Raw genomic sequence first — 17167 nt, forward strand, 5'->3', positions numbered from 1 at the left:
ACCGCCTCAATATGGGGGTCGCCATTGCATGACACGGGCCTATATGCAAGGGATTGCATGGAAAAAGCCCCAATTTCCCGCTCTTTTGAAGCAGGCCCTCGGGATTTCTAGCGGCGGGGTTGACCATTCTCTCAGCCACATCCTATGTGCACGAAGACTGCATCACGACGATGCGGAAATCGAGGCCGTCGATCAACGGGGAATATGATGCCACAGCAAGTTAGCGGGGCGGGTCTGAAGCGACAGGTCATCTTCTGGCTGATCGTGCTCGCCTTCTTCATCGGTTTCCTCTTTGTCTTCAGCTCGATCCTGCTGCCGTTCCTTGCAGGCATGGCGCTGGCCTATTTCCTCGATCCGGTTGCCGACCGGCTGGAGCGCTTCGGGCTGAGCCGCCTGATGGCAACGATCGTCATCCTGATTGCCTTCGTCTTCATGATCGTGCTGGCCCTGATGATCCTCATACCGGTTCTTGCCAGCCAGTTGAGTGATTTCGCCGGCCGTCTTCCGGGCTACATCGATCAGCTGCAGACCTTCATCGCCAAGTCGCAGAATTCGCTTCTGCCCGAATGGGTCCGCAACCAGCTCGGAACGATCAAGAACAATTTCTCCGAGATTCTGTCTCAGGGCTTCGGGCTACTCACGGGGCTTTTCGGTCAGGTCTGGAGTTCCGGCCTTGCCGTCGTCAACGTCATCTCGCTCATGGTCGTCACCCCTGTTGTCGCCTTCTACATGCTGCTGGACTGGGATCGGATGGTCTCGAAGGTCGATCAGTACATACCGCGAGACTATGTGGCCAACGTCCACCAGATCGCGCGTGAGATCGACCAGGCGATCGCGGGTTTCATTCGCGGGCAGGGCTCTCTCTGCCTCATCCTGGGCATCTGGTACGCGGTCGGCCTGTCGCTCGTCGGCCTGAATTTCGGGCTGCTGATCGGTCTTTTCGCGGGCATGATCAGCTTCATCCCCTACGTCGGCTCGATGGTCGGGCTGGTGCTTGCCGTCGGCGTCGCCATCGTGCAGTTCTGGCCTGACTATATCTGGGTCGGGGCCGTGCTCGCCGTGTTCTTCAGCGGGCAGTTCATGGAAGGCAATATCCTGCAGCCGAAGCTCGTCGGGCATAGCGTCGGCCTGCATCCCGTCTGGCTGATGTTCGCACTCTTCGCCTTCGGCGCGCTGTTCGGTTTCGTCGGCCTTTTGGTCGCTGTTCCGGCTGCCGCGGCCGTCGGTGTGCTTGTTCGCTTTGCGCTTTCACGCTACCTTGAGAGCGATCTTTATGCGGGCGGGTCGAACACCGGCCAGGTTCGCAGGACAAAAGCTGACCCTAAATGAATGAAGTGAAGAACGCTGGTTCCAGGCGCACTGCCGTGGAACAGATCCCGTTGGCCTTTTCGCACGACGCCGCAAGCGGTCGCGACGATCTGCTTATCTCCGAACGCCTGGCTGCTGCTGTCGCGATCGTCGATGCCTGGCCGCAATGGCCGTCGCCGGTCGTTATCCTCGCCGGTCCGGTGGGCTCGGGCAAATCGCATCTCGCCAACATCTGGAAGCAGCATAGCGGCGCCGTCGATATCCACCCGGCGAAGGGCGCTCATGCCGCTGTCAGCGCCGCGAGCGGCCCGGTGCTGTTCGAGGACGTCGACCGGCTCGGCTTCGATGACAACGAACTTTTCCACGTGATCAACAGTGTCCGCGAAAACGGACATAGCCTTCTGATGACAAGCCGCCTTTGGCCGATGTCGTGGCCCGTCGAGCTAGCGGACCTGCGTTCCAGGCTGAAGGCCGCCACCGTGGTGGAGATCGGCGAACCCGACGAAGAACTCCTCTGTCAGGTGATCGTCAAACTCTTCGCCGACCGGCAGCTTAATATCGACGACAAACTCGTGCTCTATATCGTTAACCGAATGGAGCGCTCGCTGAATGCGGCGCAGACGATCGTGGAAAGACTGGACCGGTTGGCGCTCTCTCGTGGCACCAAGATCAGTCGCTCTCTTGCTGCCGAAGTGTTGAATGAATTGGGCAATTCCGGCGCGCCCGATTGACTGTCACAGTTCCGTCGTGAAACTGATATAATTCGCAGGGCGAATGAAAACGGGGCAATTTGACAATGGATAACGCAGTCGCGGGGCACGACGAACCTACTCCTGAGACGAAGGAGACGGTGCTGCCGCTCGATGAGCTGCTTTCCAGCCCGGAGCGTTTCATCAACCGCGAATTTTCGTGGCTGCAGTTTAACCGGCGCGTGCTTGAGGAAACGCTGAACACCGAGCATCCGCTGCTTGAGCGCGTTCGCTTCCTGTCGATCTCCGCCGCCAACCTCGATGAATTCTTCATGGTGCGCGTCGCCGGTCTCGAGGCGCAGGTGCGCCAGAACATCGTGGTCCGCACCCCGGATGGCAAGACGCCTGCGGAGCAGCTCGACGCCATTCTTCAGGAGATCGACAACCTGCAGATGGAGCAGCAGGCTTCGCTTGCCGTCCTGCAGCAGTATCTCGCCAAGGAAGATATTCTGATCGTCCGTCCGGGCGCCCTCAGCGAGATTGATCGTGCATGGTTGGCCACTGAGTTCGAGCAGGCGATCTTCCCGGTCCTGACGCCGCTATCGATCGATCCAGCGCATCCGTTCCCCTTCATCCCGAACCTCGGTTTCTCGATCGGTCTGCAGCTGGTCAGCAGAAACGGCCGTGATCCGATGACGGCTCTGCTGCGTCTGCCGCCGGCGCTCGATCGCTTCGTGCGCTTGCCCGACGACGCCGGGACGATCCGCTACATCACGCTAGAAGACGTCGCCAACATCTTCATTCATCGTCTCTATCCCGGCTACGAGGTGCAGGGCTCAGGTACGTTCCGCATCATCCGCGACAGCGATATTGAAGTCGAGGAAGAAGCAGAAGACCTCGTTCGCTTCTTTGAGACGGCGCTGAAGCGCCGCCGCCGCGGTTCGGTCATCCGCATCGAGACCGATTCCGAAATGCCGGCCTCGCTGCGCCAGTTCGTGGTGCAGGCGACCAACGTGCCCGACAACCGCGTTGCCGTTCTGCCGGGATTGCTGGCACTGAACACCCTGTCGGAAATCACCAAGGCGCCGCGCGACGATCTGAGGTTCCCCTCATACAACGCGCGATTTCCCGAACGTGTCCGCGAGCACGCCGGCGATTGCTTCGCCGCCATCCGCGAAAAGGACATGGTGGTCCATCACCCCTACGAGTCTTTCGACGTGGTGGTCCAGTTCCTTCTCCAGGCTGCGCGCGATCCTGACGTCCTGGCGATAAAGCAGACGCTCTACCGCACGTCCAACGACAGCCCGATCGTTCGCGCGCTGATCGATGCCGCCGAATCCGGCAAGTCGGTCACGGCGCTGGTGGAGCTGAAGGCGCGTTTCGACGAGGAAGCCAATATCCGCTGGGCGCGCGACCTCGAACGCGCCGGCGTGCAGGTCGTCTTCGGCTTCATCGAATTGAAGACCCACTCGAAGATGTCGCTGGTCGTCCGCCGCGAAGAGGGCAAGCTGCGCAGCTACTGCCATCTCGGCACCGGCAACTACCACCCGATCACCGCGAAGATTTATACCGACCTGTCGTTTTTCACCTGCAATCCCGTGATTGCCCACGACATGGCCAACATCTTCAACTTCATCACCGGCTATGGCGAGCCGGAGGAGAGCATGAAGCTCGCCGTGTCACCTTATACGCTGCGTTCGCGCATCCTTCGCCACATCGACGAAGAGATCAAGCACGCCAAGAGCGGCGCGCCTGCTGCCATCTGGATGAAGATGAACTCGCTCGTCGATCCCGAGATCATCGATTCGCTCTATACGGCCAGCCGCGCCGGGGTCGAAATCGATCTGGTTATTCGCGGCATTTGCTGCCTGCGCCCGCAGGTACCTTGTCTGTCGGAAAACATCCGCGTGAAGTCGATCGTCGGCCGTTTCCTCGAGCACAGCCGCATCTTCTGCTTCGGCAACGGTCACGGGCTCCCGTCCGACAAGGCGCTGGTCTATATCGGCTCCGCCGACATGATGCCGCGCAACCTCGATCGCCGCGTCGAAACCTTGGTTCCGCTGACCAATCCGACCGTCCACGAGCAGGTCCTCTCACAGATTATGCTCGGCAATATCATTGACAATCAGCAAAGCTACGAGATATTGCCCGACGGAACGTCCCGACGCATGGAGGTGCGAAAGGGCGAGGAGCCGTTCAACGCGCAACAGTATTTCATGACCAACCCGAGCCTGTCCGGCCGTGGCGAAGCGTTGAAATCCAGTGCGCCCAAGCTGATCGCCGGCCTGCTTTCTGGCCGAAACAACAAGTAATATTGGACCTGCATGGTTGAATCAGAAGCCCAGGGGCGCCTTCCAGGCATTGCCCCGGTCTCCGTTGTCGATATCGGGTCGAATTCGATCCGTCTGGTCATATACGAAGGCATGTCCCGCTCGCCGACGATCCTTTTCAACGAAAAGGTACTTTGCGGGCTCGGCAAGGGCATAGCCCTGACGGGCAAGATGGACGAGGCGAGCGTTGAGCGTGCGCTGACGGCGCTCCATCGGTTCAAGGCGCTTTCCGATCAGGCGCGGGCGGCCACGATGTACGTGCTGGCGACTGCGGCGGCGCGTGAGGCATCCAACGGTCCCGATTTCATTCATAGCGCCGAAACGATCCTGCGGCGCAAGGTCCGCGTCCTCTCCGGTGAAGAGGAAGCAAAGTTCTCGGCCCTCGGCATCGTCAGCGGCTTTTTCGCGCCCGACGGCATCGCGGGCGATCTCGGCGGCGGTTCGCTGGAACTCATCGATATCAAGGGCAAGGAGATCGGCAAGGGTATCACCCTGCCGCTCGGCGGCCTTCGACTGTCTGAGTATGCAGGCGGCTCGCTCGAGAAGGCCCGTACGTTTGCGCGCAAGCACGTCAAGACGAGCGCGAAGCTGCTCGCTCAGGGGGCAGGGCGAACCTTCTACGCCGTTGGCGGCACCTGGCGAAATATCGCAAAGCTTCACATGGAGATGACACAGTACCCGCTGCACATGATGCAGGGCTACGAGGTGTCGCTTGAGGCCCTGATGCAGTTTCTCGATCAGGTCGAGGCTGCCAAGGACTCCAAGGATCCCGCGTGGATGGCTGTCTCCAAGCATCGCCGGGCGTTGCTTCCTTTCGGCGCTGTCGCCATGAAGGAAGTGCTGAGCGTCATGAAGCCCTCGGTCATCTCGTTCTCCGGACAGGGCGTGCGCGAAGGTTATCTGTACTCGTTGCTCACGGAGAGCGAGCGTCGCAGCGATCCGCTGCTGGCGGCAGCGGGCGAACTTGCCATCCTGCGTGCCCGTTCGCCCGAACACGCTCGCGAGCTCGCCGACTGGACCGGCCGCATGATGCAATGCTTCGGCATCGTCGAGACGGAAGAGGAGGCGCGCTATCGCCAAGCGGCCTGTCTTCTGGCCGACATCAGCTGGCGCGCGCATCCCGACTACCGCGGCCTTCAGGCGTTGAACATCATCGCCCATTCCTCCTTCGTCGGCATCAGCCATCCGGGACGCGCATTCATCGCGCTGACCAACTATTACCGCTTCGAAGGGCCGCATGATGATGGCGCGACCGGGCCGCTGGCCACGATCGCCACGCCGCAATATGTCGAGCGCGCCAAGCTGCTCGGCGGCATCTTGCGCGTCGTCTATCTCTTCTCTGCTTCGATGCCGGGGATCGTTCGCAATCTGAGCTTCCAGAAATCGATGAACCCGGATCTCGATCTCGAGTTCGTCGTTCCCGCCGAATATCACGATTTCGCCGGCGAGCGGCTGGATGGACGTCTTCAGCAGCTGTCGAAGCTTACCAACAAGCGCCTGGCCTTCCGTTTCGAGTAGGGCCCGTCGATCTTGGCCGAGGCGAGCCCGACATTTGGGCTCGGAAACCGCTCGAAAGTCGGCGCCGGTCGTCTCATGGTGCATTAAAGGTCTTCACCCCCAGGTTGACCTATTGGCTTGATATGCTTGAAATGCCCAGCCGACATCATGAGCGAAATCCGAGCGAGAGAAATGATCACCGATATCGAGGACTTTTTCACCAAAGGATGCGGTCGCTGCGAGCGCTTTGCGACGCCGGACTGTTCGACGCGGCAGTGGATCGACGGCCTCAACGAACTTCGCCGCATCTGTCGCGAGGCGGGGCTCGTCGAGACGGTGAAGTGGGCGCATCCGTGCTACATGCACGAAGGCCGCAACATCGTGATACTCGGGGCGTTCCGTGACAATTTTCGCTCGACGTTCTTCAACGCCGCGCTGCTGAAAGACCCCGAAGGCGTGCTCGAGAGACAGGGCCCGAATACCCAACATCCCGATATGCTCTGTTTCCGGAACAACGAACAGGTCGCGAAGATGGAGCCGGTCATCCGGTCCTATCTGAAGGAAGCCATGGGCTATGCGGAGGCGGGTATCAAGCCGCCCAAGCTGCAAAGCCAAATCGAACTACCGGACGAGTTGGTTGAGGCTTTGGACTCCGATCCGGAACTCGCCGAAGCCTTTCACGACCTGACACCCGGCCGGCAGAAGAGCTACGTGATCAATCTCAACGGAACGAAGAAGCCGGAAACGCGAATGGCGCGGATTGCCAAGTTCCGGGATCACATTCTTGCGGGCAAGGGCGCAACGGAACGATAGCTGCGAACAGTAACCAGTTCGGGCCTCTTCCATCGCATTCTGCTTCCCAATCAGCGGCGACAGCGATCATTCCTACGATGCCAGTTGCCAGATGCCAGCGACTGGCGTAAACGTTGCCCATCGCGAAAAGCGACCGCCTCTGTCGATCCGACCAACGGTCGGATGAAACGGACGATGTCCGAGGCAGTCGAGTACAAGCCATCCGCTGCACATCAAGCAGGGATCGGCCAGCGTTTCCAAAGAAACCAGATGCCTGCGTTCGCAGGCCCAACCGCAAGAACGGATGCCTGAGGGCACCGGACGCTTGCGGTGATCGGAACGCGTCATGAATAAACCACTTGTCGTTATTTTCACTGCCATTGTCCTCGATGCCGTCGGCATCGGGCTTATCTTTCCCATCCTGCCGTCACTCCTGAGCAACGTTACCCACGGCGGGAACGTCGCGGCCTACATCGGCGTGATGACCGCGCTCTATGCGGTCATGCAATTTATCTTCTCGCCGGTGCTGGGTGCGCTCAGCGATCGTATCGGCCGTCGGCCCGTGCTGCTCGTTTCGCTGGCCGGTGCGGCGGTAAACTATCTGATGCTCGCCTTCGCGTCCAATCTATGGATGCTTCTGCTCGGACGCGCGATCGCCGGCCTCACCAGCGCGAACATGTCAGTCGCGACAGCCTACATCACCGATATCTCTCCGGAGGATCAGCGAGCCCGCCGCTTCGGCCTGTTCAACGCGATGTTTGGCCTGGGCTTCATCGTCGGACCTGTGCTCGGCGGCGTCCTCGGTGACTATTGGCTACGCCTGCCGTTCATCGCCGCTGCGCTGTTGAACGGCTGCAATCTGCTGCTGGCGTTCTTCGTCCTGCCGGAATCGCGTGCGCCCGGCACGAAGAAAGTCGACCTGGCGGCGCTCAATCCGCTTCGTCCGTTACGGTGGGTATTGTCGGAGAAGCGCTTGCTGCCCGTGACGCTCATGTTCTTCATCCTGAGCTCCACCGGAGAAGCCTACGGCACCTGCTGGGCGCTTTGGGGAAATGACGCCTTCCAGTGGAACGGCCTCTGGATCGGCCTGTCGCTCGGCACCTTTGGCATCTGCCAGACCCTTGCTCAGGCGTTTCTTCCGGGGCCGGCCGTCAAGCTGCTGGGCGAACGTGGAGCCATCGTCACCGGCATTGCGGGCGCATGCCTCGCACTGACCGTCATGGCCTTCGCCGGCCAGGGCTGGATGATCTTCGCGATCATGCCGATTTTCGCACTCGGCGGCATCGGTACGCCGGCCTTGCAGTCGCTGGCGACCCGCCAAGTGGAAGAGCACCAGCAGGGCCAGTTCCAGGGCGTGCTCGCGTCGGCGGTAAGCCTTGCCACGATCGTCGGACCGCTCGGATTTTCGAGCCTGTATCTTCTTGTGAGAGCGCAGTGGCCGGGCGCGATCTGGCTCTCGGTGGTTGTCGTCTATGTTGCCGCGCTACCCGTGGTGCTGGGGCTACGACTGAAGGCACCAAAGCCCGAGTTTGCCTGCTGATCGCAGACGCCATCGGTTCTGCTTCGTGTCGCAACGGATAGGCCGGTGGCTTCGCTCTTGGGCGAATGGGCCCCGGCCAGGCGTAGATTTACTGTAACGTACTTCCTTTCGGCCGCCTTTAGGCGCTCCATCCGCTCAGGATTGGTCCCGGTTGGAGAAAAAGTTGATGAGAATCCTCGCGATCTTATGTCTGCTGCTGTTTGCTCCCTCAGCGATGGCCGCGGATAAGGCTCAGCGCGCCTTTGACAAGGAGATTGAACGTAACGCGGCTCAGGCCGTGGTGTGGGGCATGCCGGTGGTCAATTACGACCTGATGCGGCAGGAGATGCTCACCAAGACACCGGGAAAAGTCGGCCAGGTGATCTACTGGGGGCGCCCTCTGGATGGGAGAAACCAGACCCTGACACCCAATCCGGATGCCCTTTACTTCATGGTCTTCTTCACCACCAAGGATGGCCCCGTCGTTCTCGATCTGCCGCCTGCGGAGGACAAGGCATCGTTCAACGGCAACATCGTCACGGCCTGGCAGTTGCCGCTGGAGGACGCGGGCCTGCTCGGATACGACAAGGGCAAGGGTGGAAAATTCGTGGTTCTGCCTCCCGGCTACAAGGAGAAGCTGCCGGATGGCTACATCCCGCTGCGGTCCGAGGTCTACGGCGGCTACATGCTGTTTCGTTCGAACCTCAGGAGTCACGGCGAAGCCGACGTGCAGGCCTCGATCGACTACGGCAGGAAGATGAAAGTCTACCCGTTGTCAGCGGCTGCCAACCCGCCGGAGACAGTCTTTTCCGACGTGAAGGACGTCATGTTCGACTCCACGATCAAGTGGAACGCGAGCTTCTTCGAAAACCTGAACCGCGTCGTTCAGGAAGAACCGTGGATCGACCGTGACCGCGTCTTGATCGACGGGCTCAAATCTCTGGGGATCGAGAAAGGCAAGCCGTTTGCACCCGATCGGCACACGCAATCGCTGCTGACGAAGGGCATCCGGGAAGCCGAGGCGCTGCTTGAAGCAAAATACGATGCCGGTCTGCCGCCATTTTTCACCGCGACGAGCCGCTGGACCTATCCCGCCTATCCCGATCTCATCAAGGCCGCACAGGCGGACTTCAACGAACCGGATGCCTATCCGGTCGACCACCGCGGCGTCGCCTATAGCTATGCCTATATCGGCATCAAGCGTCTCGGAGCCGGCCAGTTCTATTCGATCTCGATCCGGGACAAGGACGGGCATGCCTTCGACGGCGGCAAGACCTACCGCCTCAACGTGCCGGCGAACGTTCCGGTCAAGCAATACTGGTCGGTGACCGCCTATGACCGGCAGACGCATGCGCTGATCAAAAATGTCCCGCGCGCCAGCCGTTCATCGCAGATCCCGGAACTCGTGAAGAACGACGACGGTTCCGTCGATCTCTATTTCGGCCCGAAGGCGCCCAAGGGCAAGGATGCGAACTGGGTGCCGACGGATCCGAAGCGCGGTTTCGAGTTGATGTTTAGAGCCTACGGCCCGACACCTGAGTTCTTCGACAAGAAGTGGATACTGTCCGACGTCGTCCGTATGGGGAAGTAAGAGCGGCGCATAGCTGTAACGGCTTGCGTAACGAAAAAGGCCCTGCTCGATTGAACGGGGCCTTCCTTTTGAGTGTCTTGGCTTACTTCGCGTTCAGAAGCTCACCGACTTCGAGCAGGCTGAACTCGTTGTTATCTGCCTTGTCGAGCGCGCGGCCGGCCGAGAATGGCAGGTTGTTGTCGTTGCCGACGACGATGTGGGTGGCGTCGACGCGGTCGACGTTCTCGATCGTCACGAACGGCATGTCGTAGATGCCATCCTTGCTGCCGGCCTTCTTCTTGTCGTCGGGGTCCTGGATGTTCAGAAGGTCGATATAGCCGATCTTGCGGACAGCCTTGCCGACATTGGCGTCGTTGAACTCGATCTTGTAGATACGCTTGAGTTCAGCCAGCGCCTCGAAGCAATCCGGCTTCGGCTGCTTGGGATCGGCGCAAGCCTTGTCCTTCGAGCCGGCGCCGTTGTCACGTTCGATGACGAGTGCCGTGGCATCGTCAAGCATGTTGAAGTCGCCAATCGAAACGCCCTTGTCCTCGAACGGATACAGCCATGTACGGCCGGTCCAGTTCTTGGAAGCGGTGTCGAACTCGATAACGCGGATGGCGGTGTGGCCGTCAACCGATTCCATCTTGCCGTCTTCCAAATAAAGCGGGCCTTCCAGCAGGCCGTAAAGCTTGCTGCCATCCTTCGACATGGCAAGACCTTCGAAGCCGCCGGAGCGCTTCAGGTTGAAGACCGGCATCTTGGCGGCCGGGTTTGCGGGAACGGAGAGCACCGGATTGTCGGGCGATAGGACCGGCTTGCCGTTGACGGTGGTCGAGAACACGTCGGTCAGGCGGCCTTCGGTGTCGAACTTCAGGAGATAGGGTCCGAATTCCTCACCGATCCAGAAGCCGTCGGCCACGGGTTGTACTGATTCGATATCGAAGTCGGCGCCGGTCAGGTAGCGCTTCTCCGCGCCTTCGAGAACGATCGGGAAGGGGGCCTTCTTGTCGGGATCGGACAGGAACAGGTTCTTGACGACATCGACCTTGCCGGTCTGCCAGTCGAACTTGACCTGATGCAGGAAGAGCATCGCGTCGCTGGAGTTGGCCTTGGAGCCGAAGCCGTTGTCGGAGAGCGTCCAGAAGCTGCCGTCAGCCATCGTCTTGATGCCGGAGAAGCCCTGGATCGGCTGGCCGTCGAACGGAAGCTTCAGATCGGTGATGCGTGCGCCGTCCTTGCCCGGAACGGTGCCGAGCGCTTCGGTGCGCTTGCGATCGGCGGTGGTGAACTTGCCGGAGTGCTTCAGGAACTCAGGCGCATCTGCCGGAGCCGCAACCAGCGTGTTAGCAGGCAGAATGGCCTGGCCCGCGAGCTTGGCAGGAAATTCCTGTTGGTCGGCGGAAGCCGAAGCAGTGATCAAAAGAACAAATGAAACAGAAGCAAGAAGAGTATTTTTCATCGAAACCCCCAAGGATTGGAATGCGGGTTTCGATTAGCAAGGCTTTCATGTCGGCGCGTTGACGCTTGCATGAAGCTTTGGTGACGCCTTGAGGTTGTCCGCCTTGAAGAGCGAGATGACGCCGAGGCTTTGCCCGCGTCCCTTGACGGCGTGGGTTCCTAGGTCCTCCACCGATACCATCTCCGGCATGTCGATCCTCTGGGCGAGGTCGGACGAGATGAGAACGGATCGGTTCAACGTCTTGCAGAGCGATTCAAGCCTGGAGGTCGTATTAACGGTATCACCGAAATAGGTGATCTTGTGGTGATCGACGCCGATCTCGGCCGTGATGACGGTGCCGCCATGCAAGGCAGCGCGCAGACGAGGGACCTGGCCGTAGGTTTGCAGCCAGCTCTCGGCGTCCGCCTCTATTTCACCGATGATGTCGAAGATGCAGTTGATGCATCGGGCAAACTTGACACCACGCTCGAGCGGCCAGCTGATGATCGCGGCGTCCCCGACATAATCGTCAATCGTGCCCTTGTACTTCCGGACGGGCTCGGCGAAAGCGGCGAACAGCGAACTCAGCATCTGCTGGGCCCTGAGGTCGCCGTGCTTTTCGGCAAAGGCGGTCGAATCCACCAGGTCGATGAACAGAAAGACGCGTTCTTCGCTGATCGGCTTGCGATAGCGGCTGAAAAGCATGCTTGAGAAGATGTCGCGACCCAGAAGCTCGCGAATCCGCAGCACGAAGATAATCAGCGCACACACCGCGAGCGCATAGAGAAAAGCATCGAATGGCAGGATGACCGCATCCACCCAGGAAGCCGGACGAAAGGCGCCGAGCCACCACATCGAAAGGCCCGCAACCGCAAATCCGATGCTCATCAGGATCTCGTAGACGAAGATTTCCGCGAGGAAGTACGTCACGGTTGGCAATGCCTGCATGCGACGCGAAAGACCGCGCAGGATCACCTTGCGCTCGAACAGGATGATCGGCATGCCGATGAACAATGCGAATGTCGCGCCGACGAAGGGGTGGCCGCCGTAAAACCTGAGATCGTAGAGAACGCCACTACCGGCTATGACAAGCGCGATCAGCAGCCAGTTCTGGACTGGAGATATTTCCCTCATGGAGTCCTTTTCGCGGTAAAGCGTCGCCGGAAATGCTTAAGGCATATAGGAACGGCCCGGCGCTTCAAAAAGGCGCGCCAGCGCCGTTTCCTCGATCTGGTCCGATCTCGGAAGCACTTTACCCATAAAAACGTCCGCCTGATGGCAGTTACAGCGCGACTGTCTCGACTTTCTTGCCGACGAAACGAAGCGCCACCTGGCCCTGAATGAGCTGCAGGGCGGGTTCGCCGAAAAGCTCCCGGCGCCAGCCGTGGAGTGCCGCGACTTCGGCGTTCTCGCCTTCCGCCGCGATCCGGTCGAGATCCTCGCTATTGGCGATGACCTTCGGGGCAACGCCGTGCTTTTCGGAGATCAGCTTCAGCAGAACCTTCAGCAACTCGGCTGCGGCGGCAGCGCCCTCAGGCGGCTGCGTCTGCCGGGGTGCGTGCGGCATCTCGGCCTTTGGCAAGGCAAGCGCCGCGTTGACGGCCTCGACGACCGCGCCACCGGCTGCCGATCGTTCCCAACCCTTGGGGATGGTCCGCAGGCGGCCAAGCGCCTCGTTGTCCTTCGGCTGCTGCTGCGCGATTTCGTAGATCGCGTCGTCCTTGATGACGCGCGAGCGCGGCACGTTGCGAGAGCGAGCCTCGCGCTCGCGCCAGGCGGCAACGAATTTCAGGACCGCCAGCTCCTGCGGCTTGCGCAGGCGCATCTTCAGCCGCTGCCACGCATCGTCGGGATGCATGTCGTAGGTTTCGCGGGCCTCGAGGATATCCATCTCCTCCCGGAGCCAGGACGAGCGGCTTTCGCGCTCGAGTTCGGCCTTGAGGTAAAGATAGACGTCGCGCAGGTGGGTGACGTCCGCCAGGGCATAGTCGAGCTGCTTTTCCGAAAGCGGCCGCCGGCTCCAGTCGGTGAAGCGCGAGGACTTGTCGATCTGGACGCCCTTGGTGCGGCTGACGAGCTGGTCGTAGGAGACGGAATCGCCGAAGCCGCAAACCATCGCCGCGACCTGCGTATCGAAGATTGGGTGCGGAATGAGGCCGCCCCGGTTGTAGATGATTTCGATGTCCTGCCGCGCGGCATGGAACACCTTCAGAACGCTGGTATCCGCCATCAGCTCGAAGAACGGCTTGAGGTCGAGCCCCTTCGCCAGAGGGTCAACCAGCACTTCCGTTGTCGGGCTTGCCATCTGTATCAAGCAGAGTTCCGGCCAGAACGTCGTCTCTCGGAGAAACTCGGTGTCGATGGTAATGAATTCTGACTTGGCCAGCTCTTTGCAGGCCGCCTCCAAATCGGCGGTTGTTTCGATCATCTCAATTCATTCGCAGGATAGACATAGTTGAACCTTCCTTCTCCTTTCGGCCGGATATGTCAACTAGAACCCGCAAAGAGCTGTCAAACAACTCTCACATAACTGGTCATGCCGGTCTTTTGATGCTCGATGATGTGGCAATGCAGCAACCAATCGCCGGGATTGTCGGCCACGAAGGCGAGCTGCACCTTTTCGTCGGGCTGCACCAGATAAGTATCGGTCACGAGCGGCATGACCTCCCGCGTCGATGACGAAAGCACGGTGAAGCTCATGCCGTGCAGGTGGATCGGATGCGTGTGCGGCGTCACGTTCTCGAGCTGCAGGATATAGCTCTTGCCGAGCTTCAATTCCGCCAGCGGCGCGGTCGGGTCGGGCGTATCGCCCGGCCACGGCACCTTGTTGATGGCCCAGAAGCTGTAACCGAGCGTGCCGCAGATACTGTCGACAGGCGCGCTTTCCGCCGTGGCGCTGAGGATGAGCGGGATTTTCTGTGCTGAGGAAAGATCCGCCTTGGCAACCGGGTTTTCGCCGAGCGCTGCAAGATCGCCGACATTGCGCTTCAGCGATGTTCCGACGGCCCTGATCCTGGCGATCGTCTTCGGTGTGGTGCCTCTGATGTCTTCGAGCGTCGCAACCGCGCCCTCGCTGTCGGGCATACGCACGGCGAGATCGAGACGCTGGCCGGGGCCGATCAGAAGCAGCTCGAGCGGAAAACGCTTCGGCACGGGATTGCCGTCGATCGCAATGACCATCGCCTCGGCGCCCTCCATCTTCAGCGAGAAGATACGGGTGACGTCGGTCACCGCAATCCGCAGCCGGACAAGGCCGCCGGCCGGCGCATCATATTGCGGCTCCGGATGCCAGTTGGCGGTGCGCACTGTTCCGTAGGTCCCGGTCTTTGCCGCATCGCGCGGCCGAAACGGCGCAATGAACTGCCCATCGCTGCCGAGCCGCCAGTCGCGCAGGTTCAGCACTACTTCGGCATCGAAGGTCGGATCAGCGGGGTCTTCCACCACGAGAACGCCGGTCATGCCGTGGCCCATCTGGGTCAACGTGTTGCAATGCGGGTGATACCAGAAGGTACCGGCGTCTGGTGGCGTGAAGGCGTAGTCGAAGCTGTCGCCGGTGTAGACGTAAGGCTGCGTCATGAACGGCACGCCGTCCATTTTGTTGGCGATTCTCAGGCCATGCCAGTGAATCGTCGTCGGCTCGTCGAGCGTGTTCGTCAGCCGTGCCGCATAGGGCTTGCCCTTGGTCATCCTCAGCACCGGCGGCATGCCGCCGTCGCCCCAGGTCATGATGTCCTTCGTCACGCCTGAATCGGCGATGCTGGCCGTCGTCCTTATCGCCTTCAGCACCTGTGGTTCAGGTGCCGCCTCCGCCAGTCCGAACTTGCCGGCGACGCCGATCCCGACGCCGTAAGCGCCTGCGACGGCGGAAGCCTTCAACAGATTGCGGCGGGTGAGAAGGGGCATGGCGAGACTCCGCGGGAACGATATCGCTCCTCTTTAAAGTTGACCGCGAGCTTCAGCAATATGGTGCGAGCCTGCCAAACTGCCGCACGGTTTGTCGCAACTCGGTTGCGAGCGTGCCATAATGCCTTCGCAACGCGCGTGCGATATGCGCCAAGTCTTGACAAATCAGGCGGTCCATGCGCTTTTCCGCCCGATTTTCTTGTCGGAACGGGAGAGCCATTCGAGCCCCCGCTGCCGTCTTCAAGCCAAATACCGGGAATTGAGATGATGCATCGTTACCGCAGCCATACATGTGCAGCCCTCCGCAAGTCGGATGTCGGCGCCAATGTCCGGATTTCCGGCTGGGTCCACCGCGTTCGTGACCATGGCGGCGTTCTCTTCATCGACCTTCGCGACCATTACGGCATGACCCAGGTCGTCGCCGACCCGGACAGCCCGGCCTTCAAGATCGCCGAGACCGTTCGCGGCGAATGGGTCATCCGCATCGACGGCGTCGTCAAGGCGCGCTCGGAAGACACCGTCAACAAGAACATGGCGACCGGCGAGATCGAACTCTACGCTCAGGAGATCGAAGTGCTCTCCGAAGCCAAGGAACTGCCGCTGCCGGTCTTCGGCGAGCCGGATTATCCTGAGGACATCCGCCTCAAGTACCGCTTCCTCGACCTGCGCCGCGAGACGCTGCACAAGAACATCGTCAAGCGCAGCCAGATCATTTCTGATATCCGCAACCGCATGACCTCGGCCGGCTTCGGTGAATACACGACCCCGATCCTGACGGCGTCCTCGCCGGAAGGCGCGCGCGACTTCCTCGTGCCGTCACGTATCCACCCCGGCCAGTTCTTCGCCCTGCCGCAGGCTCCGCAGCAGTACAAGCAGCTGCTGATGGTTGCCGGTTTCGACCGCTATTTCCAGATCGCGCCGTGCTTCCGCGATGAAGACCCCCGCGCCGACCGCCTGCCGGGCGAATTCTACCAGCTCGACCTGGAAATGAGCTTTGTCACCCAGGAAGACGTCTGGGACACGATGGCCCCGATCATGACCTCGGTCTTCGAGCAGTTCGCCGAAGGTAAGCCGGTCACCAAGGAATGGCCGCGCATCCCTTATGACGTCGCGATCCGCAAGTACGGCTCCGACAAGCCCGACCTGCGTAACCCGATCGAGATGCAGGCCGTCACCGAGCATTTCGCAGGCTCCGGCTTCAAGGTCTTCGCCGGCATGATCGCCTCGAACCCGAAGGTCGAAGTCTGGGCGATCCCGGCCAAAACAGGTGGTTCGCGCGCATTCTGCGACCGCATGAACGCCTGGGCGCAGTCGCTGGGTCAGCCGGGCCTCGGCTACATCTTCTGGAAGGAAGAAGACGGCAAGGTCGTCGGCTCCGGTCCGCTCGCCAAGAACATCGGCGAAGAGCGCACCGAAGCGCTCCGCGTCCAGCTCGGCCTTGAAGCAGGCGACGCCGCCTTCTTCGTCGCCGGCGAACCGGCAAAGTTCTACAAGTTCGCGGGCGAAGCGCGCACCAAGGCGGGTGAAGACCTGAACCTGGTCGATCGCGACCGCTTCGAACTGTGCTGGATCATCGACTTCCCGTTCTACGAATGGAGCGAGGAAGACAAGAAGGTCGATTTCGCCCATAACCCCTTCTCGATGCCGCAGGGCGGTCTCGAGGCGCTGCAGACCCAGGATCCGCTGTCGCTCAAGGCATACCAGTACGACGCCGTCTGCAACGGCTTCGAAATCGCCTCGGGCTCGATCCGTAACCAGTCGCCGGAAGCTATGGTGAAGGCCTTCGAACTGGTCGGCCTCAGCCAGACTGATGTCGAAGAACGCTTCGGCGGCATGTACCGCGCCTTCCAATATGGCGCGCCTCCGCATGGCGGCTGCGCCTTCGGTATCGACCGTGTCGTGATGCTCCTGCTCGGCGCCAAGAACCTGCGCGAAATCACGCTGTTCCCGATGAACCAGCAGGCGCAGGACCTCCTGATGAACGCCCCGTCGCCGGCAATGCCGAAGCAACTGATGGAACTGTCGCTACGCGTCATCCCGCCGGTCAAGAAAGACTGAGCAAACTGACTGAACAAAAAAAGCCGGCGACCTGTTCGCCGGCTTTTCGCATTTTGGAAG

At 60.6% G+C, this 17167-nt stretch carries 12 protein-coding genes; 8 read left to right on the forward strand and 4 right to left on the reverse strand.

Annotation, left to right across the window (positions count from 1 at the left end; all coding sequences use genetic code 11):
* Positions 1-207: 207 nt before the first annotated feature.
* The 7 genes from ASE04_RS27930 (at position 208) to ASE04_RS27965 (ending at position 9726) form a co-directional block, all read left to right on the forward strand.
* Entirely contained in the window at positions 208-1329 is a 1122-nt protein-coding gene (locus ASE04_RS27930; protein ID WP_056825865.1) for an AI-2E family transporter, read from the forward strand.
* Positions 1326-2039: a DnaA regulatory inactivator HdaA gene (gene hdaA / locus ASE04_RS27935; RefSeq protein WP_056825584.1), complete on the forward strand. Its 714-nt coding sequence runs from the start codon at positions 1326-1328 to the stop codon at positions 2037-2039. Before ASE04_RS27930 ends, hdaA begins: the two co-directional genes overlap by 4 nt.
* 65 nt (positions 2040-2104) lie before the next feature.
* Positions 2105-4309 carry an RNA degradosome polyphosphate kinase gene (locus ASE04_RS27940; RefSeq protein ID WP_056825587.1) on the forward strand — a complete coding sequence of 735 codons (2205 nt, stop codon included), beginning with the start codon at positions 2105-2107 and terminating at the stop codon, positions 4307-4309.
* 12 nt (positions 4310-4321) lie between these two features.
* Positions 4322-5845 carry an exopolyphosphatase gene (gene ppx, locus ASE04_RS27945; protein ID WP_056825589.1) on the forward strand — a complete coding sequence of 508 codons (1524 nt, stop codon included), beginning with the start codon at positions 4322-4324 and terminating at the stop codon, positions 5843-5845.
* A 171-nt stretch (positions 5846-6016) separates the two neighbouring features.
* On the forward strand, positions 6017-6637 hold the full coding sequence (locus ASE04_RS27950) for a YdeI/OmpD-associated family protein (RefSeq protein ID WP_056825594.1): 621 nt from the start codon (positions 6017-6019) through the stop codon (positions 6635-6637).
* Positions 6638-6962: 325 nt separating this feature from the next.
* Positions 6963-8156 (forward strand): TCR/Tet family MFS transporter, encoded by a 1194-nt coding sequence (locus ASE04_RS27960; RefSeq protein ID WP_056825598.1) that lies wholly within the window; start codon positions 6963-6965, stop codon positions 8154-8156.
* 166 nt (positions 8157-8322) lie between these two features.
* Positions 8323-9726 carry a DUF1254 domain-containing protein gene (locus ASE04_RS27965; protein WP_056825599.1) on the forward strand — a complete coding sequence of 468 codons (1404 nt, stop codon included), beginning with the start codon at positions 8323-8325 and terminating at the stop codon, positions 9724-9726.
* Between the two features lie 82 nt (positions 9727-9808).
* Here ASE04_RS27965 and ASE04_RS27970 read toward each other — a convergent pair whose 3' ends face one another.
* The 4 genes from ASE04_RS27970 to ASE04_RS27985 form a co-directional block, all read right to left on the reverse strand.
* Positions 9809-11167, reverse strand: coding sequence for an esterase-like activity of phytase family protein (locus ASE04_RS27970; RefSeq protein WP_056825601.1), 1359 nt, complete (start codon positions 11165-11167; stop codon positions 9809-9811).
* Positions 11168-11212: 45 nt separating this feature from the next.
* Positions 11213-12280, reverse strand: coding sequence for an adenylate/guanylate cyclase domain-containing protein (locus tag ASE04_RS27975; protein ID WP_056825604.1), 1068 nt, complete (start codon positions 12278-12280; stop codon positions 11213-11215).
* A gap of 148 nt (positions 12281-12428) precedes the next feature.
* Positions 12429-13574 carry a ribonuclease D gene (gene rnd / locus ASE04_RS27980; protein WP_056825606.1) on the reverse strand — a complete coding sequence of 382 codons (1146 nt, stop codon included), beginning with the start codon at positions 13572-13574 and terminating at the stop codon, positions 12429-12431.
* A gap of 83 nt (positions 13575-13657) precedes the next feature.
* On the reverse strand, positions 13658-15049 hold the full coding sequence (locus tag ASE04_RS27985; protein ID WP_056825608.1) for a multicopper oxidase family protein: 1392 nt from the start codon (positions 15047-15049) through the stop codon (positions 13658-13660).
* Between the two features lie 267 nt (positions 15050-15316).
* Here ASE04_RS27985 and aspS point away from each other — a divergent pair, with 267 nt between their 5' ends.
* On the forward strand, positions 15317-17107 hold the full coding sequence (gene aspS, locus ASE04_RS27990) for an aspartate--tRNA ligase (protein ID WP_056825867.1): 1791 nt from the start codon (positions 15317-15319) through the stop codon (positions 17105-17107).
* The last annotated feature ends 60 nt before the right edge of the window (positions 17108-17167 follow it).

It is taken from the genome of Rhizobium sp. Root708 (assembly GCF_001429725.1).
GTDB lineage: Bacteria > Pseudomonadota > Alphaproteobacteria > Rhizobiales > Rhizobiaceae > Rhizobium.